Consider the following 21,925-nt stretch of genomic DNA (forward strand, 5'->3'; position numbering starts at 1 on the left):
CTACGCCAATGAACGCCGTCACCCAAGACAACGTGACCCACGATTACAACGTCCGCGATATTTCGCAGGCCGCCCTCGGCCGCCGCCGCATCCGCATGGCGGAAGAGGAAATGCCGGGCCTGATGCAGATCCGTGCCCGCTACTCGAAGGAAAAGCCGCTTCAGGGCGTGCGTCTTTCGGGTTCGCTGCATGTCACCAAGGAAACCGCGGTCCTCGCCGAAACGCTGCGCGAACTCGGCGCATCGGTTCGCTGGGCTTCGTGCAACATCTTCTCGACGCAGGACGACGTCGCCGCGGCCATGGCCGCCGGTGGCCTGCCGGTGTTCGCCTGGAAGGGCGAGTCGCTGGAAGAGTACTGGGACTGCACGCTCGACATGCTGACCCATCCGGGCGAGACCGGCCCGCAGCTGATCGTCGACGATGGCGGCGACGCCACGCTGCTGATCCACAAGGGTCTGGAACTCGAGCAGGGTTCGGACTGGGTGAACAGCCCGGGTGCGAACCACGAGGAACAGGTCATCAAGGACCTGCTGAAGCGCGTCGCGAAAGAGCGCCCGGGCTTCTGGACGAAGGTCGCGGCCGAATGGCGCGGCGTGTCCGAAGAAACGACGACCGGCGTGCACCGTCTTTACCAGCTGGCCGAAGCCGGCAAGCTGCTGGTGCCCGCGATCAACGTCAACGACTCGGTCACGAAGAGCAAGTTCGATAACCTCTACGGTTGCCGCGAGTCGCTGGCCGATGGCATCAAGCGCGCTACCGACCTGATGGTCGCCGGCAAGGTCGCGGTCGTCTGCGGCTACGGCGACGTGGGCAAGGGTTGCGCCCATTCGCTGAAGGGCTTCGGCGCACGCGTCATCGTGACGGAAATCGATCCGATCAACGCCCTGCAGGCGGCGATGGAAGGCTTCCAGGTCACGACGATCGAAGAAACCCTGGGCACCGCCGACATCTATGTCACCACCACGGGCAACAAGGACATCATCACGCTGGAACACATGGCGGCGATGAAGAACAACGCCCTGGTCTGCAACATCGGCCACTTCGACAACGAAATCCAGATCGATCGCCTGAACACGGCGAAGGACGTCTCCCGCGAGACGATCAAGCCGCAGGTCGACCGTTACACGTTCGCTTCGGGCCGCGCCATCTACATGCTGGCCGAAGGCCGTCTGGTGAACCTCGGTTGCGCCCATGGCCACCCGAGCTTCGTGATGTCGAACAGCTTCTCGAACCAGACGCTCGCGCAGATCGATCTGTGGGCGAACAAGGATCTCTACGAGAAGTCGGTCTATCGCCTGCCGAAGAAGCTCGACGAAGAAGTCGCGCGCCTGCATCTGGAGCAGATCGGCGTGAAGCTGACGAAGCTGACGCCGGAACAGGCCGAATACATCGGCGTGCCGGTCGAAGGTCCGTACAAGCCGGATCATTATCGTTATTGATCGGTAGCGGTATCGGAACGAAAAAGGGTGGCCTTCGGGCCGCCCTTTTTATTTGCCGTACACATCATGCATCTTTTCATCTCGATTGAAAGATATATACTCGGAGCCAACATCCAGCCGGTTCCCTCGCCATGCCCGCCATCAGCTTCGAATTCTTTCCGCCGAAGACCGACGAACAGCGGGCTCAGCTCGATACCACCGTACGCAAGCTCAAGTCCCATGCGCCCGACTACGTGTCGGTGACGTTCGGGGCGGGCGGATCGACGCTTAGCTATACCGACGAGACGGTGAAACGTCTGCGCTCCGAGCATGCCCTCAGCGTCGCACCGCACCTGAGCTGTATGGGCGGCACGCGGGCCGAGATCGCGGCCCTGCTCGATACCTACCGCGAAACCGGTTGCCGCCGCATCGTGGCACTGCGCGGCGACCTGCCGTCGGGCATGGCGTCGCCCGGCGACTTCCGCTACGCGGCGGAGCTGGTCAGCTTTATCCGCAAGCACAGCGGCGACCACTTCCATGTGGAAGTGGCGGCGTATCCGGAGACTCATCCGCAGGCGGAAAACGCGCTGAAGGACATGCAGCACTTCAAGACGAAAGTCGACGCGGGTGCGAACGGCGCGATCACGCAGTACTTTTTCAATGCCGATGCGTACTTCCGCTTCGTGGACGATGCAACGAAGCTTGGCGTGAACATTCCCATCGTGCCGGGCATCATGCCGATCGCGAATTTCAGCCAGTTGCAGCGTTTCTCGGAAGCGTGCGGCGCGGAGATCCCGCGCTGGATCGTGAAGCGGATGCAGGCCCATGGCGACAATGCGGCGGCGATTCGCGAACTGGCGGCCGACGTGGTGGCCGAGCTGTGCCGGCGGTTGCTGGATGGCGGGGCGCCGGGGCTGCATTTTTATACGATCAATCGGGCGCGTTCCACGACGAGTGTGTTGGAGCGGTTGGGGTAAGACCCCGCTTTTTCGTACGTGATCGCTCTAGGTTCCTGCCTGCGCAGGAACGACGAAGAGGGGCTGAGAGCGACGCCGGCCCCCCCCACTTATCCACCCCGGATCGTCATTCCTGTGCAGGCAGGAATCCAGTGCGGTGCAGCCTGTTTTCGCGAGACGGTGCTACACGCTTCAAAACCGTGATCCACCGCGCGTGCCATTCACGCCCGATCCGATAGTCTCCGCCAGCTACCCTTGGCGAGACATCGTGACCACCCTCCTCCGCGCCACTTTCGTCATCGTCCTGCTCTGCGCGCCGGCCATTGCTCTCGCCCAGAACCCCATCCGCCGCTGCATCGGCACCAACGGTCAGCCGGTTTTCACCGACCAGCCCTGTTCGGCAATGAACGCTACCGCGGCCGTGCCGGCGCCGACGGGCACCCCTGCGGGAAACTCGTCCAGCGCGCAGCCGCCGTTGCCCATGCTTTGCGCCAAACACGTCGCCGACCTGCGGCAAGTCATCGTCGACGCCTTCGCGACGAGGGAGGCGAACCGGATCGGCGGAGTGGTGCTGTGGGATGGGTACGGGTCCAAAAGCGCCGTGGCCGATATCCAGGTCATCGGCGCCATGCTGCGCCAGCCGCTGGTTTCCGTAGGTGGCGCCGGCGAGGACGCCGACTCGGCATCCGAGATCGCGGTGACCACGTCGGATGCCGGCGGCAGCCGGACGTCGCGGTTCGGGATCGTCCGGCAAGCGGGCTGCCTCTGGCTTCGGCCACCGGACTGAGGGTGCCGCGCCAACCGTGTCGGGCTATTATGGGCGGTCACCTGGAGACCCCCCTCATGTCGCAGAACTACCCCGAATGGATCTGGCAGAACGGCGAGATCAAGCCGTGGCGCGATGCCACCGTGCATGTCATGGCCCATGCCCTCCATTATGGTTCCTCGGTTTTCGAAGGCATCCGTAGCTATGCGACGCCCGACGGCGCAGCGATTTTCCGGCTCACGGATCACCTGAAGCGTCTGTACCTCTCGGCGAAGATCTACGACATCGAGATCCCCTACACCATCGACGAGCTGGCCGCGGCCTGCCGCGATGTGGTGAAGAAGAACGACCTGCTCGCGGCGTATCTGCGCCCCGTGGCGTTCCGCGGTCTCGGCGGTTTCGGCCTGTCGGCCGAATGCCCGACCGATGTCGCCGTGGCGACCTGGCCGATGGGCCCGTACCTCGGACCCGAGGCCCTGGAAAACGGCATCGACGCCTGCGTGTCGAGCTGGCAGCGGTTCGCGCCCAACACCATTCCGGCCGGCGCCAAGGCGGGCGGCAACTATCTCTCCGGTCAGCTGATCGCGCGCGAAGCGCGTCGCCTTGGCTTCGGTGAAGGTATTGCGCTGGCTTCCACGGGTCTGCTCAGCGAAGGCGCGGGCGAGAACCTGTTCCTGGTATTCGACGGCGTCCTGCACACCACACCGGCCAGCGCGTCCATCCTTGCCGGCATCACGCGCAACACGCTGATCACGCTGGCGCGCGAGGAAGGCCTGGAAGTGGTCGAGCGCGACCTGCCGCGCGAGTACCTCTATCTGGCGGACGAGATCCTGATGTGCGGCACGGCGGCGGAAGTCACGCCGATCCGCTCGGTCGACGGCAAGCAGGTCGGCAGCGGCAAGGCCGGTCCAATCACGCGCCGTCTGCAGGAGCGGTTCTTCGGGCTATTCACCGGCGAGACGAAGGATCGCTGGGGCTGGCTCGAAAAGCTCTGATCGAATGCGCAGGCGCGGCTCTCTGCGGGAGCGCGCCTGCGCGCGAAAGCCTACGTTGCATTGAAGCAGCACATGGCATTCGCAGTTGGAAACACGAGCTCGCGATGCAAGTTCCCGGCTTCACCGCTCCGTAGGCTTTCGCGCGCAGGCGCGCTCCCACAGGTTCATAGCTTCGCCGTTTCATAGGTTTGCACCCACGATAAGGGGGAAACCGCGCAGTTTTTTACCGGAAATCGATGGTCGACACCGCGCCCGCCATATCCGGCCGGGGGCGTAGCGATACGTCCCAGTCGTACAGCTCGCACAGGCGACGCACGATCGCGAGGCCCAGACCCGCACCGCCGCCGGCAGCCCCTTCACCGCGAATGCCTCGCTGGAAGAGCTTTTCGGCGTCTTCGGGCTTGATGCCCGGTCCCGTGTCGAGCACGTCGATGCGGCCGTCGATCACGTGTACGGTGACCTTGCCCTGCATCGTGTACTTGATGGCATTGCCGATGAGATTGGTCAGCGCGACGGACAGCACCGACGCAGGTGCGTTGACGGTGACGGTATCGCCGACGATCAGCTCGATATCGATGGACTTGCCGCCTATCTGCGGACGTTGGCTCTCGATGACATCGGCCGCGACCCTGGCCACATCGGTGCTTTCGCCGCGCGTCGGTCCACGGCGCTCGGCACGCGACAGCAGCAGCAGCGCCTCGATCAGTTCGGTGGCCTGACGCGAGGCCCGCTCGATGCGCTTCAGGCGCTCGCGCAGCTTGTCGGTCAGGTCGGGCGAACCCTGCAGCAGCTCGGTCGTACTGGCGATAACAGCCAATGGCGTGCGCAGTTCGTGGCTGACGTCGGAGTTGAATTCGCGATCCCGCTCGACGACCGCGGTCAGCCGCGTCGCGTATTCGTCCAGCGCCTGGGCCAGCTGACCGACCTCGTCGTCCGCGAAGTGCGGCGCAAGCGGCTCCGCCTTGCCGATCTTGCGGAAATCGCGCAGGCGCTTCGCCAGTTCGGTGACGGGCTTGAGTACCTTGCGCGACAGCCAGAAACCCAGCGCCAGCGATAGCAGGCCGAACAGAAACACGGCGCCGATGACGCTGATGAGCAACTGCTGCTTACCCAGCTCTTCGCGCGAGGCGTCGTAACGCAGGAAGCTGATGATGCCCTTGTCGCGATAGACCGCCAGTTTGTAGTGACGACGCTGCGCGGTCTCGGGATCGACCTCGTAAATGTCGTGCACGCCGGTGTCCAGCGCCTGCCACGGAAGCGGCGCCTTGTAGAGCGTGCGATCGCTGAGGACACTGGCGGTGAGCAGCTTCGACGCAATGGGCTCGCCAGGATGCGCGACGACCTGCTCGTTCGCGTAGCGGGCATCGTCCAGCAAGCTGGCGTTGACGAGCTGGTCTTCGACGCGCTCGCGGATATTGAGCGCCGCGACCGCGAACAGCGCACTCAGGCCGAAGCCAAAGAGCGCGAACGAGACGATCAGGCGGAAACGAAGCTTACGTCTGGACCGCATCCGGATCGACCATGCGGTATCCAATACCGTGACGCGTGTGGATGAGCGGCTTCTCGAACGGCTTGTCTATCGCCGCGCGTAGACCATGGATATGGACGCGCAGCGAGTCGCTGTCCGGCAGTTCCTCGCCCCAGACGCGTTGTTCCAGGTCCTGCCGGGTAACCACCGACGGGCTGGCCTCCATCAGGGCCTGAAGGAGCTTGAGACCGATGGGATTGAGCTGGATCGACTTGCCCTCGCGGTTCACCGTCAGGGTGTCGAGGTTGTACGTGAGGCCATCGACCTTCAGTACCCGGCTCTGCGGCCCCTTGCCGCGACGCGCCAGCACTTCCAGGCGGGCCGCCAGTTCCTGCAGCGCGAAGGGCTTGGTCATGTAGTCGTCCGCGCCCGACTCGAAGCCGGTGAGCTTCTGCTCCAGCGCGTCGCGCGCGGTCAGCATCAGCACCGGGGTCTGCTTGTGGGCTTCGTGCCGGAGCTTGCGCGCCACGTCGAGGCCGTCCATGCCGGGCAGCGTCAGGTCCAGCACGATGACGTCGAAGTCGTGGACCACGGCCAGATGCAGGCCGGTCACGCCGTCGCCGGCGAAATCAACCACATGGCCACGGTCTTCGAGGTAATCGCCGATGTTGGTGGCGATGTCGTTGTTGTCTTCGATCACCAGTACGCGCATGCGGCACTCCGTGGATGGCTTTGGATTCGCGGGGGCCAGTGCCCCGTATCGAGAGCATAGAGTCTAGTGTGAAGAGTGAGAATAGCGTCGTAACGTCTCAATCTTTCTTTGACTCCGCTCCTCGGGACAAAGAAAGGCCCAGACCAGACTCTCGTCTGCCCTGGGCCCAAGCTACTGCCCCGATACCATAAGCCCGCGCGCGGATTCACAGTAGGACACGTATAAACCAGGACCGTTTAAATCGCTGTTAATGCCCTGCTTTCGCCTTGCGGCGGCGCTTCGGCTCGGGCGACGGACGCTCGGCAACCCGGGTTTCGCAGTGCGCCACGATGGCGCCGGCCACGTCGACGCCGGTGCTTTTCTCGATGCCTTCCAGGCCCGGCGACGCGTTCACTTCCAGTAGCAGGGGGCCCCGGGAGGACCGCAGCAGGTCCACGCCAGCCACTTCCAGACCCAGCGCCGAGGCGGCGTGAATGGCCACCGTGCGCTCGTCGTCGGTCAGTTCGACCGCCGTGGCGCTGCCGCCACGATGGAGATTGGCCCGGAACTCGCCCGGGGCCGAGGAACGCTGCATGGAGGCCACGACCTGGTCGCCGACAACAAAGCAGCGCAGATCGCTGCCATTGGCCTCGCGAATGAATTCCTGCACCAGGAAATTCGCGTACAGACCGCGGAATGCCTCGATCACGCTCTGCGATGCCGAACGCTTTTCGGCCAGCACCACACCCTGCCCCTGCGTGCCTTCGTTGAGCTTGATGATGTGCGGGGGCTCGCCAAGCATCGCGAGCAGGTCGGACGTGTCGTCCGGTGCGTCGCCGAACGCCGTGACCGGCATGTCGATACCGCGGGCTGCCAGCAACTGCAGGCAGCGCAGCTTGTCGCGCGCGCGCAGCACCGCGTCGGAAGGATTGGGCGTATACACGCCCATCAGTTCGAGCTGGCGCAGCACCGCCGTGCCGTAGAACGTGCTGGATGCGCCGATGCGCGGGATCACGCAGTCGACCGCGCCGAGCGGCTTGCCCTTGAAGTGGATCGCGAACGACTGCGGAGCGATGCTCATGTAGCAACGCAGTGGATCGATCACGCGCACCGTGTGCTTGCGCTTACGCGCGGCCTCGACAAGCCGCTGCGTGGAATACAGCCGCGCGTTGCGCGACAGGATAGCGATCTTCATTTTGTTTCCGTGGCGGCACGCCGCGCGGGCGACTGCGAGTAGGACAGAGAGGGGTCGACCCGGAAGCGTCCGTCGAGCGCGGTACGTCCCAGCAATAGGGGAAACAGCATATGGCGGCGATCGGTGAGATTGATCTCGGCGGCGAAACGCTCGCCGGCCAGTTCGATGTCCGCCAGGATGAACCATCGTGTGGTCACGTGACCGCCGGAATCCGTGACGGCGCGCCGCCCGGTGGCGCGTGCCTCGCACGGTTCGGACAGACCGCCCTTGCGCGTGGTGCGCACCTGGAAGCGCAGCCACGTACCGTCGGCGCGCTCGTCGACCTCGAGCCATTCGACGTGCAGCGACGAACTGCGCGCGCCGGTATCGAGTTTGGCCTTTAACGAAGCGATGCCGAATTGCGGAATCGCAAGACGTTCCCGCCAGCCGAGGGTGATGACATTCGCCATGAGTCTCGCGCGCTCGACCGGTGTGTTGCGGGGGGATGCGGATCGGGGGATCGATCCGGGGAACCGCTTCGACCAGCCGCGGCAGGGAAAGCATGCCGAAGGACGAAGACGGATTCAACTGGCACGAGTAAGAACCGCATTCCGCCCGTCACTTCGGTCAAGGTTCCGTGAACCATAGACAACCGCTTCCTCGACCGGATGGAGGCTCAGGAACGGATCGCGCGTACGGGATGTCGCGTCGACCGAGATATGCAGCGCCTCGTCCAGCACGTCGTCCAGCAGCCATTGCCAGGCCTCCCCACCACGCTTGGCGCTGCCAAGGTCGAGAAAGCGAAGTCGCCGCAGCCCGAGACCGGTGGCGAGCCGGGTCAGGGCCTGGCGTCCGGGCACGCCCTCGCCAAGACCCACGGTAAGTACCGCCCCCGGCGGGTGCAGGGCGGATATTTCACTGGCGAGACGCTCGAAAAACACAAGAAGACGCCCACGAGCCGTTTCGTTGTCGACCGCGGGGAATTCGGGAACCGCCAGCCGCAAAGGGCGTGGGTGGCGCAGCAGCCACTCGACCCGCAGGCGGCACAGGGTGCGGTGGAGATCGTCCGGGGAATCCGGACGGACCGGATGGCGCTCGTAACGTGCGAGCAGGCCGGCGATGCAGCGGGCTTGATGACTGTTATCCATAGGGCACTCCATTGCGTGGCATTGGCAACCGGGACTGCGGGAAAGTTATCGTCCGGCTAAGGGCCGCCGTCTTCGGTCGGCGCACATGATGTCGCCAATGCCCTTCACGGATGCAGGGGCGCATCCGACAAAACGTGTAGGGGAATGCCTCGTCGCACGCTACGCCGGGGTCGGACGACCCACCGATGACCAGTCGCGCGTATCGGACACGACCAGACCACTTTCGAGTTTTATGACGCGGTCCGCCACATGGAAATACCGGTCGTCATGACTGATGGCGATGATCGTTTTTCCGCGCCGCTTAAGTTCGGGCAACAGAGAGCAGTAGAAGAAATCCCTGAAGTGGGCATCCTGGTCCGCGGCCCACTCGTCGAAGAAAAATATCTCCCGGTCTTCCGCGTAGCACTGGAGCAGAGCCAGCCTTTTCCGCTGCCCCGTCGAGAGGGTCAGCTTCGAGAGTTCGCCCTGATTCGCCTGGACGTGCGACCCGAGGCCCAATGCGGCAAGCAACGTCTGGATGCGCTCGTCCGACAGATGCCGACCGTTCGAATCCAGAACGTGCGGGAAGAGAAAGAAGTCGCCAAAGACCCCGGTGAAACGCTCTCTGTAAAGAAACGGGTCGCCGTCGAGCGGGACGCCGTCGACGGATACGCCGCCGGCATGCGGACTTAACAGGGAGCTGAGCAGTAGCAGCAACGTCGACTTCCCGCTTCCGTTCCCCCCCACGATAAAGACCATGTCCCCTCGCCTGAAGTCCAGGCTGATGGGCCCCAGCGTCGGCAGCGATTCGACTTCGCCGGGATAGCTGTAGCAAACCCCGCGAAGGCTTATGCATTGCCAGTCGTCGAACGAGCGGCGCTCTTTGTCCGCGGGCCTGTTGTCGGGAGCTTCGCGGCCCAGGTCCAGACCGACGCGCTCGAGATGACGAAGACTGGCCGTACCCACGCCAACCTGTCTTGCGGCACTCACGATGAAGCCGATGGGGCCGCTCAGGAATAGCGCACCGATCACGAAGCGGATGATGGTGATCTGCGACAGCTCCAACGCCGCATAGCCCAGATACACGATCAGGAAAACCGACCCGTAGATGACCGCCGTCGACCAGGCCTCGTTGAAGCCCAGGCCTGCATGAACGTGGATCATGATCCGTCTTGCACGCTGGATAGCCGGCTGCATCAATTCGTCGGTGACATAGGATGCGCGGGAAGCATTGAGCGTCATCTCCTTCTTTCCTTCGCTGATGTAGCGAAAGTATTCGAAGACTTTCTCGTTGGCCTGCCGCAACTGGTCGAACTTGGATCGCAGTAATCGCTCGAGCGTCAGTGAAACCACAAGCGTCGTACACAGGAATCCAAGCAGGATGCCGAGCAACTGGAACGAAACGCTTGCCAGGTAACCTGCATACAGAATGGCCAGCAAAATATTGTAGGCAAGCAAGGGTGCAACGAGTACCAGCGGAGCGATGCTTGCGATGTCCTCGATAAGCGAACCGAAGACCGCATGTTTCTTGTCGGCTAATTTCTCGTATTCCAGATCGATGAATTTCTTCGACAGCTCGATACGTAACTGAGCCACCAGGTTCCCGCCCAGATTGGCCAAAAGAAACTGGGACGCCGCACTGGTAATCAGCAGCGCAACAAGCCAGCAGACACCGATCGCGAATGGCCGTAACCCAAGCGCGTGAAAACCGCCCGATGCCAGGTTATTGATGTGGGAAAGCAGCGCCATGGTTGAAACCGCGCTCGCCGCCGAGAGAACCACCGCGCCAATCAACGAGCCCCGATACTGGCGAAGAAAGCGTTTTAAGATCATCGAACCTTCCGACTGATTGATAAGTCGCTTCGTCCGGTGAACTTACATCGACATTTCCGGACTGCAAGCGGCGGTCTGTCCCTGAAGCATCTTCGCGCATTTCCCCGAACGGTAGCCTGAGTTCATCGACAAGCAAACCGTCATGTTTCATTGCTATGCAATTTCGGCAAATCTCATGAAGCTCGTAAAGATGCCGGCTTCAACTTCTGTGATCCGGTAGTCCTAAATCCATCCAACTCCGGAGCAAGAATGTTTTCAGGAGAACGTCGCGATGCGGAAACGCCTTGAAATGAAGGTGCGGTTGTTACGCTGGCGCAAACCGTGACCTTGTGACTAGGATTGCCCGACTCGGGAATTTGTCACCGTAGAAGCGTCCACTACGGTAAGTCGTTGTGCCATATCTGGGCGCATACCTGTAACAAACCATGGAGTACTCATATGCAGACCGACAATATCTTGGCTGGCTGGTTGAGTGGTGCTGACAGCGTAGATGGGTATGACAATCCTGCGGGATCGCTTTACACGGAAGGTCACGCCAACACGATGGCGGCCATGACCAGCCCCGATATCGCACTCGCATCGAACTGTAGTTCCTGTACGGCCTCCAGGCCGGGTTTCTGCTGCTGATATTCAGCAGTGGCGATAGCCGTGGCTAACCCCCACGGCTATTTCTGAAACGATGAGGTGCCTACATTCGGGAATGCCTGGAATTCAAAATGGATGAATCCCACTCGCAAAATACGTTTGCATCGATCATCGAGTACCTGACCGCCGACGCCAGGCAATCTCTCGCCAAGGACATTTCCATGCAGGCGGCCCTGGGCGAAGACGAGATACGCATCGTCCAGCAGGTCGCCGACAGAGCACTGCTCGACAGCGCCGAACGAAAACTCAATCGGGTTCTGTTGCTGGAACTGCATGCCGCGAAGCTATCCGGCCAGCTCCTCGGAGCCAACGAAACGGCGAAGTTCGCGGAATTCCTCAGACAAGCCAAAACACCCGGGTTCATCGAAAAAATCGGGCAACGCTACCCCGTACTGAAGCCGCGCTTGAACCGGGTGCTCGGGCAACAGAGCCAGGCGACTATTTCCCTCGCCGCTCGTATCGCTTCGGATCGCGACGACCTTTCGGCATTCATCGGGAATCCCGTTGGCGAACTGCTCTCAGTGGACCTTGGCGAAGGCGATGTTCACGACGGCGGACAAACGGTCGCCAGAGTGAAATTCACTGGCGGCACCGTGATGTACAAGCCGCGCTCGCTTCGTATCGATGCCGCGCTTGAAGGCTTCCTCGACAGACTTCTTTTCGACCAGCCGGACCACATCCAGGTCCCGGCCGTGCTTGACCGGGGCGACTATGGCTGGACGCGATACGTCGAGCACACATACTGCGTCGACGACATCGAACTCGCGGCGTTCTACCGGAACATCGGCCACTGGCTGGCGGTCATGCGCTTGCTTGGCGGCACGGATATCCACTACGAAAACCTGATTGCCTCGGGCCCCATACCTTTCGTCGTCGACGTCGAAAGCCTGTTCGTCGTCGATCTGATGCCACCCTCTTCGGATAAGGGCGAGGCGGTCGATCTGGCGGAAGCACTGATTCGTTCCTCGGTACTGCGAACCGGTCTGGTGCCCTTTCGCGCTCCGGCACTCGGTTTAAGCGGCGTGGACATTTCCGCCATTGGCGCATTGCAAGGCGAACAACCAAAAATACGCATCCCGGAAATCGTCAACCACGGAACCACCGATGCACGGGTCGGTCTGGTCAGTATCGATATCGAGATGGCCAAGAATCATCCCTGCATCAACCCGGACATCTCGCGGTTCTGGGAAAACATCGTGTCCGGTTTTCGGGAACTGACCGATCGTCTGGCCCAACTCCAGCAGGACGGACAACTGGCTCCCATGCTCGTTGCATTCGGGGGCTGCCGCATCCGGCTCATTCGCAGACCGACGCAGACCTACGTCGAAATCATGCGCATGCTCTGGCATCCGGCGTCCCTGCATGACGAACCGGCGGCCATCGAACGCGCGAGGGACTTGCTGGCGCGAAACGCCGCCGTTTCACCCGTGGCCCCTTCCGAGCCGGAAATCATCGCTTCCGAAATCGACGACATGCGTTACGGCGACATCCCCGTTTTCGCCAACGAACTGGGCCAGTCGCAAATCGACGAGGTGTTCCAGAGCTGGCTCGATATGCGTACAGAGCTGGAAGAACTGACGATACGAGGTGCCCTCGTCACCGCGCATCTCAACACGCGCCTCAACGACGACAAGCGCTCTCCTTACGACCTGGCCGCGCGTCATCCGCACGCGGCCAACATCGATCGGCGGCGACGGTCCATGGCCAGGAAAACGATCGAACAGCTGCTCCAGCTTTCGGTGCGAGGCCGCGACGGGACGATCACCTGGATCAGTCCCATCCTGGGACGAAGCGGATGGACGATGCGCACGCTGCAACCCAATCTTTATGTCGGACTGTCGGGCATTGCACTCGCACTGGCTGGCTATGACTATGAAATGAAGCGGGGACGCGTCGACGAAGTGGCTGGCGTATCGAGCGCGCTGGATGGTGTCCTGCAGGTACTGAGAAAAGCGGAAGACGCCGAGCAGCCGGAGGCCGTGGGTGGCTTTGTCGGACTGGGCTCCCAGATTCTCACGTGGCTGACAATGGATGTACTCAAGCCGGGATCCGGACTGCTCGAGAACGCGGTGAAACAAGCGGCCGTCATGGAGCAATGGGATATCGAGAATGAGCGTGTCTTCGATATTCTCGAAGGTATCAGTGGCGCAGTGGTACCCATATTGCAGCTTGCCGAAGCCACGGGAGACGCCCGTTGGCTTGCACTCGCCGCACGAGCGGGAAAACGCCTGGAAAGCGCCGCGATTCTCGATGAAAAGGGCGCCTGCTGGCCCGCTTCGATATTCAGCGAACCCATCGGCGGATTCGCCCACGGTGCAACCGGCACCGGCTGGGCGCTTGTCCGTCTTGGATTGAGCCAGGCCGGAAGTGAGGACGACCGGCAGCGCTGGCTTGCACTGGCCGAGCGCGCTTTCGATTTCGAAGAATCGCTTTACGACGCCGAAGCCCGCAACTGGATCGACGTACGAAAGCCCGAGAGTCGCGACTTCGCCAACACGTGGTGCCACGGCAGCGTCGGCATCGGACTGGCCGCGTGCGATCTCTATGCGCGCACCGGTCACGCCCGTCACCTGAGTACGCTGCAGCGCGCGGTGAACGCCGCCATCCAGGGTGGCTGGGGTTATAGCCATACGTTATGCCATGGCGACCTGAGTTCGTGGGAACTACTGATGCGCGCAAGCAAGATCGATCCCGATCTGGTTCCGCCGAGCGCCATGCCCGGCATCGCGATCATTCTTTCCAGTATCGAAGAACACGGGATCGTAGGCGGTCTCGCCAGGGATGCCTTCACGCCCGGACTGATGAGCGGCATCTCCGGCTCGATCCATCAGTTGAACCGGATGCACCCCGACTGTCCGCTTCCCTCCCCGCTTTTGATGGAGTACCGGGCGGGGGAGTACGTGCGAAACAAGGCGTTTGAAGGCGAGCTCGTAGCCAGCGGGTAATCTCCCGGGTGTAACGTGCAAGGCGAGAAACCAGGACAATCGTCGACCACGCCCAGAGCGTGGTTCCGGTAGCTCGTCATCGCGTAACACAAGGGGTTCTGAATGCGTCGTCGTTCCTTGCTTGCTCTATTACTGGCGTTTTACGTCATATCAGCCATGGCGGGTACGGACCCGGGGCGCCTGACGACGCGGAATCCCGACGGCTGGTTCACCTTATCGATTCCGGCTGCGCTAGCCAAAGTGCATCGCCATGCGGATGTCGATGGCGGCTTCTTCGATGGCGACGATACCGGCGCCCGGATATTCGTATCGTGGACCTACTGGACCTATGAGGCCACCCCCAATGCCCAACGCGACGGCAACGGTAACTATCCAAGAAACGCACCGTCGATGTGTAAGGAAAAATCCCAGAGCAAGCACATCGTTGTAGATGGACACCCGGCGATTGTGGAGCAATGCAAATTGTCCGCATCGATCCCTGCCTATCGCCAACAGAACTATCGCTATCGATATGCGGTTGGTTTTTCAGAACTATCCGTAGCGCAGGATGTGGACACCACGAGTGAGCCACCCGCAACGGGCGCGAAACGTGGCAGTGGTGTTTTCACTATCTACGTGGACTATCGCAATCAGGGAGACGAGGCATTGGCGAAACGCATCGCGACCTCGCTCAGATTCGTGCCGTGAACATGCGCTCGTTGACGAAATGCGTCGCCCTTAGCCTGCTTGTTGCGTTGCCCGCTACCAGCATGGGTCCGTTGCGTGCACAAACAGCCAGTGCAGCGGCAACCGATCGCGAGTTCTCGGGCACTTATCAAGCAGCCGATCCGGAACAACCCGGCATAGGCTTTCAGTTCAAAATCGCTCGAAAAAAGAGCGCGCTTCGCCTGTACGTCATTCCGGACGACATCGACTGCGACCCCATCCCATGGCTTGCCGAAGACGGTAAGACGCCCATCCAGGTGCACGCTGCGTCTCCGTCAAAACTGAAACAACTGGTCGGCGACCACGCCAATCAAGTCCATGCGATCGATCTGGATGGCGTGGGAATACTTGTTCACGCCCCTGCGGGGTGGCGGCTCAACGAGCATTTCGTTACGCAAACCGGCTACTTCATGGCACCGGCAACCGACTCGCAAGTCATGGCCGACGCGAGGCCTGTCGACATGAAGAAAGTCGATCCCGAATCCTTGTGCCCTGCGGATAGATGGCGCAAGGCGGGGATACGCCCGATTTAGTCCAAAGGCGAAACCATTCCTTCGAGCAGCGTCTTGAGCAGGCGCCTGCGGCCGTGCTCGTGGTCCGCTATCCGGCGCCAGTAGCAGATACCGTCGTGAACACAGATTTGCGGGAATTTTACGGCGAGCGATCTGCATTACGTATCATCTTTACGGAGTGTCGCAATATCTTGCTGTCTTCGCGCAAAAACGTGTTTACGCGTGGCGCCGAGGACGTTTGAAAGCACAATGACAAGTACATATGGCCGGCTAAAATACTTCAACTTCGCCGCTGTTCTCTTCACGGCTCTCATAGCCTCAGCCCACGTGCCCAGGTTGCACGCCGAAGCAGCACCTTCCTCTCCGATCTGCACGGATCGCCCCACAAAGGCAAACTCGACCTGCACAGTGCCGGCGGGCAGTTGGCAGTTAGAAACGGATATCGGCAGCTACGTGCGTGACAGTCAGCCAACCGTTCTTACCGAAACGGTCTACTACACCAATCCCACTCTTAAATATGGTCTGACGGACAGCACCGATTTGCAGGTGAACTGGGCACCTCGCATCCGCATTCAAAGCCAGGATCGAACGACGGGCGAGAGCAAAGTCTCGCGCGGCGGTGGCGACATCTACCTCCGGCTTAAAACCCGCATCCTTGAAAGCGACCGGGCCAGCATCGCGCTCATCCCGTTCGTCAAGGCACCGACGGCCGCACGTGGCATCGGCAACGATACGTGGGAAGGCGGCATTGCCATGCCCATTGCCTTGCCGCTGTCGGGCGGGTTCTCACTCACGCTTGGCCCCGAACTGGATGTACTCGCTGACAGCGATGGATCGGGACACCACGGAGCGTTGATCAATTTGATCAACGTCTCCCATCCTGTCACAAGCCGACTCACGCTGGCCGTCGAAGTGTGGGACTCCGTCAATCGGGATCCTTCGGGAACGGTGCGCCAGCAGTCAGCCGATATCGCAATGACTTACCTGGTCGGTCCTGACTTTCAGCTCGATGCCGGTGCGAACTTTGGTCTGAACAGCGCCACACCCGATAGCCATATCTACATCGGCCTGTCGCGCCGGTTCTAGATTCGATGCGGTCGGCTGCTTCCTTTGAAAGGAAAAGCGTAAGCCATAACGGTATCGGTGTGATCCAATTCGCAAAAATCGTGTGTGCATGGTGATGAAAACGCGTTACGTGCCTAGCATGGCCGACCGCACCCGATTCGTGCGAGATTCGTAACGGCTAACGAGGAGTTGTAATGGCTACTGTGGACTATCGCTCGGACCCGAAAATCAGCGAAAAATGGAAGGCGCGTTTCGCATTTTTCGACCAGTTCGGTGCGCCGAACACACCCGAATACAAGGCTGAGCTGAAGACGCTTCCCTTCGGCAAGAAGATCCTGATCAACACCAACATCTGGGCGTTTTTCTTTGGCCCCATCGCCATGGCGGTCATGGGCATCTGGCGCAAAGCACTGTCGCTGCTGGGCATCATCATCGCCGTGAGCATCGTGCTTGCCGTGCTGAATGTGCCCGATGCCGCCACGCGCGGCGTAGGCGTCGCATTTGGCTTCATGTGCGCCATCTGCACGAACTACGCGGTCTACCTCAAGAAGGTAAAGGGCCAGGATGGCTGGAACCCGTTTGAAGGTATGCGCCTCTGAGGAAACGACCAGGGCGAACTGATTCCGTAACGCGGGATCATGTGCGCCAGGGAGACCTCGAGCCCGGGTCCGGCAACTTGTCGGGCCCGGGCTTTTTCACGGGCATTACGGTCGTGTCATCAAATACTCCGCCACTGCGGAATAGGCGGGCAAGGATGTCGGGTCGTTCGCCGCATTGCCTGCGGTGGGGTGTGAGCTGAAGCGCGCGATCACCATTTGCGCGACGGGGTCGACGTAGATCGTCTGCCCGTGAACGCCACGGGCCATGAACGCGCCGTGCTCATTGTGTGTGATCCACCACATGTCGCGGTAGCTCCATCCTTTGAGCAGGCCATAGCCTGCCTTTGCAAAAGCGGCTTTGTCTCCGCCTGCACGGATGCGGTCAATCGCAGTCTTCGGCACCAGCCGCTTACCGTTGATGGTGCCGCCTTCGAGCATCAATTCACCGATCCGGGCCATGTCGCGCAATCCGGCATTAAGTCCTCCCCCGGCGTAAGGCGTTCCGAGGGAGTCGACGGTGTAGTAACCGTCCTGCTCGGCACCCATGCGGCTCCAGATGCGCTCAGCAAGTAACCGGGCAACCGATTTACCGGTCTTGCGCGCGATGATCCAGCCCATCGTATCGGTATTGATCGTCTTATAAGCAAAGGCCGTCCCGTGCTCTCCTTGCTTGCGGACGGTTTTGAGATATTCCCAATAGCTTCGCGGCCCCTTGTAATCGCTGGGCCGGGGGAGCGGGCTTCCCGCCGCCGAATAGGTCCAGACTTCCGCATTGGGATCGGCATAGTCCTCGCTGTACTGAAGCCCGGTCGTCATATCAAGCACCTGACGAACAGTGGCATCGCCGAACGCACTCTGCCGCAATTCGGGCACGATGGTTTCGACACGCGCGTTGTCATCGATCACGCCTTCTGCGACGAGCATTTCGCCCAGCAATCCCGTTAGCGATTTTGTCACCGACATCGCTCCGTGCTGTCCGGTTGCGTCGAGACAGCCCGCATAACGCTCATAAACCACCACGCCCTTATGCAGGACGACGATCCCATCCGTATAGTTTGCGTCGAACGCCTGCTGCCAGGTCATCGCTCCGCCGCCGCCCAGCGGGGTAAAGCGGATAGCGTCGATACCTGGGTCAATCCTCTGCACAAACGGGACGGCCGCACCCGGACCGCGCGACACACCCACTGTCGGCATGAGTTCGCGAAAATGACAGACCGTCCAACGCGACTTGGGGAAAGCAAAATAGTCGCTATCGGTGAAACGGATGACTTTGTCATCGGGCGGCGGGAAGCCAGTCATCCAGCCCAGCTTGCGCGGATCGGATTGCGTTGCCGTCAAGGAGGCTGCCGTCTGCGCGTGCACGGCGATCGGCATGGATGTCGTAGCGAGCCCCAACAGCCCGATTATTGCGGCAAAGCCCGATCTGAATCTTGATAACGACATTGGCGAAAGCTCCTTGCCGCGCTGGGGAAAAGGGTCGGCATGTTCCGGTAAGCGAATCCATCCCCAATCTCTCTCCGAACTCGCGCTCAGCACAACCAGCCTTTAGTTCCGGGGCGGAGGTAGGATGAATTTGGTAACGGCCGCGTAGTTGGCCCCGCCCCTCCTCTCCCCTGTATCAGGCGGGTGTTGCCGTATTTGCATATTGCTCGACCGGATAGCGGGCTTCAGATTACTCACAAGCCGCCGCCGCGGAAACCGAGAGGAGATAACAAGTGTGCTTAACCACCTCCGTCTCGGTTTCCCCGCTATCCTGGTGACATGCGGTGGGTGTTTACCGCAGGGGCCGCCTCAGCAAGTGTCCTTTGGTTCACCACTCTTGGATATGGCGCCAGGCTTTTGCAGCCAGTCTTCCGCAATCCTCGTGCCTGGCGAATCCTCGATGGCCTGATTGCCATTTTCATGCTCGTCCTTTGCCCCTGTTGCTGCGCCCACTGCAGTAAGGCGCCGCTAAAACACGATCGGGCGATGTCCAGACCGACTAAATGCGCACGTCAGCGCCATCGGCTAACCAACCCGCGATGCCGGCTGTATGCCAGGCGAGCCGGCACCTTCAAGGTCGCTCGCGTCCCCCCTTGCGGGCCTCGACCGATGGCCAGACTGCCCCCGATTTGCTTCGCTCTCTCGTGCATGCCCGCAATGCCCCAATGACCGCTTTTGATCGCGGCATCGGAATCGCCGTCGATACCGCGACCGTCATCAGTGACTACCGCGACTAAGGCTTGCCGTTCGTAGTAGAGATCCAGTCGAACATGCGTCCCTTGGGAGTGACGGAAAGCGTTGGCTACAAGCTCATGGGAAATCGCGTGTACTTCATCTGCAACGGCAGGACGCAAAGGCCGAAGTTCACCGTGAACCTCTACCGAGAATTCCATGGCATGAATGTCACCCAGGAGCTGGGCGAGCCTGGCAATGTCATTTGGCAGTGCATCTAACGAATCGCTTACGGACCGAAGTTCCATAATTTTATCGCGCCCCTCGACAAGAGCCTCGCCTGCGATCTGGATAACCTTTTCCAGCTTCACTCGCGCCACGCCATCGGTCAGCCCCGAGGTAGCTGCATGTGCATGCAGAAGAAGGGCCTGGAAGTATTGCAAGAGGGAATCATGAAGGTCGCGAGCGATCCGCTCACGCTCGCGCACGCGAGCCTGATGACTCGCGAAGATGCGCGAGATGTGCATTCGATACAGTGACCACGCAACCAGCAATGCGGCGAGTATGCAAAGCCCCTTGAACCACCATGTCTGGTAGAACGCTGGCAAGATTTCGAAGGAAAGCCTCGTCGCCGACGCTGGCCACACGCCATCCGCACTAGAAGCCTCCACAAGAAAGATGTAGTGACCAGGCCCGAGGTTGGAATAGTGCGCACTGCGCTGCGTACCTGCATCCTGCCAACCGTCGTCGATACCGTGAAGCACGTAGCGAAAGTGCGATCGTCCCGGCAGGGAGAGCGTGGCGGCTGTGTACGCCACGTCGATGCTTCGCGCCCCCTTTTCAAGCATGACTTCCCTACCATCGGCAAAGCGCAGGTCCTTCCCATTCAGGGAATCGATCGAAACCGGAGGTGGCGCAGGAACCGGTGGGATATGCGTCGGATCGATCCAGGCGACGCTTCGTTGGCTGGCTATCCATAGCCGACCATCCGTCCCCACTTCCAGCGGATCGAGCTGCACCGTGCCGATCGATCCGCGCAGCCCATCGTCCTGATCAAATAGCTCGTAGCCAACGGCATGGCTTGGCGCGGCTATCGCGGCCTTGATCTCCCCAGCCGCCACTCGATAGGCCCCGCGACTGGTAAGAATCCACAAATCGCCATTATCTAATTCGACGATATCGGCCGTGCTCAGGAAGCGTTCCCCATGCGTGCCAAGAAGACGTTGAAAGTACTCTCCTCGTTTGAGCATGAGGCCGTTGTTGCCGCCCATCCAAAGGCCGGCCTTGCCTGAATACAGGGCGCTCACCGCGCCCACATCGATACCCTGGAGCTTCGTATAACGATGCTCCTTGCCTTGCTCAAGCACCACCAGGGTGTTATCCGGTCGCCCTACCCAAACCCGGTCCTCTTGAACGGCCAGGGAAAGTGCTGTCTTAGGGTAGGCTAAATTCCATTCATGACCGTCCCAATGCCATAACTTCGAATAGATATCCAACCAGATATCGTTACGGGTGCCTACGGCCAATCCCGCGCAACCTCGCCCCGGTGTCCCGTTCCCTTTCGGCGCGCCGCTTTCGTGCGGCAGAGGAATGGAACGGGTCAAGCCATCGTGATAACGATGTAGAACGCTGTCGGCGCTCAACCAGACAGCGCCATCGGGCGCACGCGCGAGACAGGCGACATAACCCCCGAACTCTGGGTGGGCTTCGGTTAGCTTACCCACGCGCAATGGCGGCAACGATGAAAGACTGGCAACCCAGAGCGCGCCGTCGTCATCTGCAGCAATAGTTGGGCGATAGGTGCCGGCAGGCAGCGATAACGGCGTGAAGCGGGTGGCGCGAAACTGCTCCAGCCCTCGCGAACTGGCTATCCATACGTTGCCGTCCCTGTCGCTATAGGCGGCGGTAACTTCCATTTCCTCGCTTCCGTCGCCCGTCCGTACGCGCTCGGTAACAAGTTGATATCCGTCCGTGCTCGTCTCCACATGCACCCTGAGTAGCCCATCGATTGTGGGTACCCACAATGCTCGATAGCGATCCACGATCATGTCGGCCGTCGATGCCGCGCTGGAATAGGTCGTACTCGCTGGAAGGCCGGCCATTGCCGCCATTCCCTCGTCAGCGGTGAATCGCTCGAACTGCGACGACGCCGGAAGACGCCGATAGGCGACTCTGTCACTAAAGACCCAATACGAACCGTCCCATCCCTTGCCATAAAGATTGACGTCGATACCTGTCTTAGGGGAGTCCGCGGAGACGTGGATCGGGCGCCAGGTTTCGCCGTCCAATTCGTCCAGGCTACTGGCAGTGCCTACCCATAGCGCGCCATCCGTTCTTTGCGTGAACGCCATGATGGTTGCCGGGGAGCGGCCGCGATTCATTTGCGTCAGCACGCCATTGCGCAATCGAGTGATCCCGCCACGAAGATCGCCTATCCACAGACTCCCATCCTTATCGGCGAATAATGCGGAAATCAGGATAGCGGGCAGCTTGTCCTCGAACATTTTCTCGAAGCGGACACCGTCGAAACGGTATAGCCCGCTCGAACCGCCGACCCATAGATAACCCTGCGGATCCTGCGTGATCGCATAAATGCCCTGAGGCGCCCCCTCCCTGGCGGTGAACAAGGTCCGCTGGAGTTGATCGACGGGCAGAAATGGAACTGGATGCCCCTGCACTCCGACCTTGTCGTTTGCTCTTCCCAGATCAACGTCCGCCGCCTGCGCAGGAAGGTCCAGCACCATGCAGGTGACAATCAACGCGCGTGCAAAAGTCCGGAGCAAGGCTTTTATGCCAGGCACCGGCAGCGTAAACATCATCCTGGCGGTCCCCTGCAATGGTTGCAATGGTAATGGTAGGAACAAAGCTGTCA

19 protein-coding genes and 1 pseudogene are annotated in these 21,925 nt (G+C 60.9%); 11 read left to right on the top strand and 9 right to left on the bottom strand.

Annotated elements, in window-relative coordinates; translation table 11 throughout:
* Positions 1 to 8 precede the first annotated feature (8 nt).
* From ahcY to EC912_RS05745, 4 genes are all read left to right on the top strand, one after another.
* The gene (gene ahcY / locus EC912_RS05730; protein WP_132142187.1) at positions 9 to 1,439 is read left to right on the top strand and encodes an adenosylhomocysteinase; all 1,431 of its coding nucleotides are present in this window, start codon (positions 9 to 11) and stop codon (positions 1,437 to 1,439) included.
* 131 nt (positions 1,440 to 1,570) lie between these two features.
* Positions 1,571 to 2,395, top strand: a complete 825-nt coding sequence (gene metF, locus EC912_RS05735; RefSeq protein WP_132142188.1) for a methylenetetrahydrofolate reductase [NAD(P)H] — start codon at positions 1,571 to 1,573, stop codon at positions 2,393 to 2,395.
* A 247-nt stretch (positions 2,396 to 2,642) separates the two neighbouring features.
* Positions 2,643 to 3,161 carry a DUF4124 domain-containing protein gene (locus tag EC912_RS05740; RefSeq protein WP_243649166.1) on the top strand — a complete coding sequence of 173 codons (519 nt, stop codon included), beginning with the start codon at positions 2,643 to 2,645 and terminating at the stop codon, positions 3,159 to 3,161.
* A 56-nt stretch (positions 3,162 to 3,217) separates the two neighbouring features.
* Entirely contained in the window at positions 3,218 to 4,135 is a 918-nt protein-coding gene (locus tag EC912_RS05745; RefSeq protein WP_132142189.1) for a branched-chain amino acid transaminase, read from the top strand.
* A 223-nt stretch (positions 4,136 to 4,358) separates the two neighbouring features.
* Here the strand turns inward: EC912_RS05745 and EC912_RS05750 are convergent, their stop codons facing one another.
* From EC912_RS05750 to EC912_RS19355, 7 genes are all read right to left on the bottom strand, one after another.
* Positions 4,359 to 5,645, bottom strand: a complete 1,287-nt coding sequence (locus EC912_RS05750; RefSeq protein ID WP_132142190.1) for a sensor histidine kinase — start codon at positions 5,643 to 5,645, stop codon at positions 4,359 to 4,361.
* On the bottom strand, positions 5,629 to 6,315 hold the full coding sequence (locus tag EC912_RS05755; protein WP_132142191.1) for a response regulator transcription factor: 687 nt from the start codon (positions 6,313 to 6,315) through the stop codon (positions 5,629 to 5,631). The genes EC912_RS05750 and EC912_RS05755 overlap by 17 nt, the downstream gene beginning before the upstream one ends.
* 247 nt (positions 6,316 to 6,562) lie before the next feature.
* The gene (gene rimK / locus EC912_RS05760) at positions 6,563 to 7,489 is read right to left on the bottom strand and encodes a 30S ribosomal protein S6--L-glutamate ligase (protein ID WP_132142192.1); all 927 of its coding nucleotides are present in this window, start codon (positions 7,487 to 7,489) and stop codon (positions 6,563 to 6,565) included.
* Positions 7,486 to 7,938 (bottom strand): ATP-dependent zinc protease family protein, encoded by a 453-nt coding sequence (locus EC912_RS05765; RefSeq protein ID WP_132142193.1) that lies wholly within the window; start codon positions 7,936 to 7,938, stop codon positions 7,486 to 7,488. Before EC912_RS05765 ends, rimK begins: the two co-directional genes overlap by 4 nt.
* Positions 7,939 to 8,052: 114 nt before the next feature.
* The gene (locus EC912_RS05770; RefSeq protein WP_132142194.1) at positions 8,053 to 8,616 is read right to left on the bottom strand and encodes a hypothetical protein; all 564 of its coding nucleotides are present in this window, start codon (positions 8,614 to 8,616) and stop codon (positions 8,053 to 8,055) included.
* A gap of 159 nt (positions 8,617 to 8,775) precedes the next feature.
* Positions 8,776 to 10,428: a cyclic peptide export ABC transporter gene (locus EC912_RS05775; RefSeq protein WP_132142195.1), complete on the bottom strand. Its 1,653-nt coding sequence runs from the start codon at positions 10,426 to 10,428 to the stop codon at positions 8,776 to 8,778.
* Positions 10,319 to 10,579 carry a hypothetical protein gene (locus EC912_RS19355; RefSeq protein ID WP_165973504.1) on the bottom strand — a complete coding sequence of 87 codons (261 nt, stop codon included), beginning with the start codon at positions 10,577 to 10,579 and terminating at the stop codon, positions 10,319 to 10,321. The genes EC912_RS05775 and EC912_RS19355 overlap by 110 nt, the downstream gene beginning before the upstream one ends.
* Positions 10,580 to 10,866: 287 nt before the next feature.
* On the opposite strand from EC912_RS19355, the gene EC912_RS19840 reads away from it, so the two are divergent.
* From EC912_RS19840 to EC912_RS05800, 6 genes are all read left to right on the top strand, one after another.
* Positions 10,867 to 11,055 carry a DUF6229 family protein gene (locus EC912_RS19840; protein WP_428993081.1) on the top strand — a complete coding sequence of 63 codons (189 nt, stop codon included), beginning with the start codon at positions 10,867 to 10,869 and terminating at the stop codon, positions 11,053 to 11,055.
* 89 nt (positions 11,056 to 11,144) lie between these two features.
* Positions 11,145 to 14,018 carry a type 2 lanthipeptide synthetase LanM family protein gene (locus EC912_RS05780; protein ID WP_132142196.1) on the top strand — a complete coding sequence of 958 codons (2,874 nt, stop codon included), beginning with the start codon at positions 11,145 to 11,147 and terminating at the stop codon, positions 14,016 to 14,018.
* A 102-nt stretch (positions 14,019 to 14,120) separates the two neighbouring features.
* Entirely contained in the window at positions 14,121 to 14,705 is a 585-nt protein-coding gene (locus EC912_RS05785) for a hypothetical protein (RefSeq protein WP_132142197.1), read from the top strand.
* Positions 14,702 to 15,256, top strand: coding sequence for a hypothetical protein (locus EC912_RS05790; RefSeq protein ID WP_132142198.1), 555 nt, complete (start codon positions 14,702 to 14,704; stop codon positions 15,254 to 15,256). Before EC912_RS05785 ends, EC912_RS05790 begins: the two co-directional genes overlap by 4 nt.
* 228 nt (positions 15,257 to 15,484) lie before the next feature.
* Entirely contained in the window at positions 15,485 to 16,321 is an 837-nt protein-coding gene (locus EC912_RS05795; RefSeq protein ID WP_132142199.1) for a transporter, read from the top strand.
* 173 nt (positions 16,322 to 16,494) lie between these two features.
* The gene (locus EC912_RS05800) at positions 16,495 to 16,899 is read left to right on the top strand and encodes a DUF2628 domain-containing protein (RefSeq protein WP_132142200.1); all 405 of its coding nucleotides are present in this window, start codon (positions 16,495 to 16,497) and stop codon (positions 16,897 to 16,899) included.
* Between the two features lie 105 nt (positions 16,900 to 17,004).
* On the opposite strand, the gene EC912_RS05805 is transcribed toward EC912_RS05800, so the two are convergent.
* The gene (locus tag EC912_RS05805) at positions 17,005 to 18,273 is read right to left on the bottom strand and encodes a serine hydrolase domain-containing protein (RefSeq protein WP_132142201.1); all 1,269 of its coding nucleotides are present in this window, start codon (positions 18,271 to 18,273) and stop codon (positions 17,005 to 17,007) included.
* Positions 18,274 to 18,648: 375 nt separating this feature from the next.
* Between EC912_RS05805 and EC912_RS19620 the strand changes: the two are divergent.
* Positions 18,649 to 18,816: pseudogene (locus EC912_RS19620) on the top strand (LysE family transporter); the annotation flags it as partial.
* 77 nt (positions 18,817 to 18,893) lie between these two features.
* On the opposite strand, the gene EC912_RS05815 reads toward EC912_RS19620, so the two are convergent.
* The gene (locus tag EC912_RS05815; protein WP_132142203.1) at positions 18,894 to 21,872 is read right to left on the bottom strand and encodes a sensor histidine kinase; all 2,979 of its coding nucleotides are present in this window, start codon (positions 21,870 to 21,872) and stop codon (positions 18,894 to 18,896) included.
* Between the last annotated feature and the right edge of the window lie 53 nt (positions 21,873 to 21,925).

The sequence above is a fragment of the Luteibacter rhizovicinus genome, assembly GCF_004342265.1.
Taxonomy (GTDB): domain Bacteria; phylum Pseudomonadota; class Gammaproteobacteria; order Xanthomonadales; family Rhodanobacteraceae; genus Luteibacter; species Luteibacter rhizovicinus_B.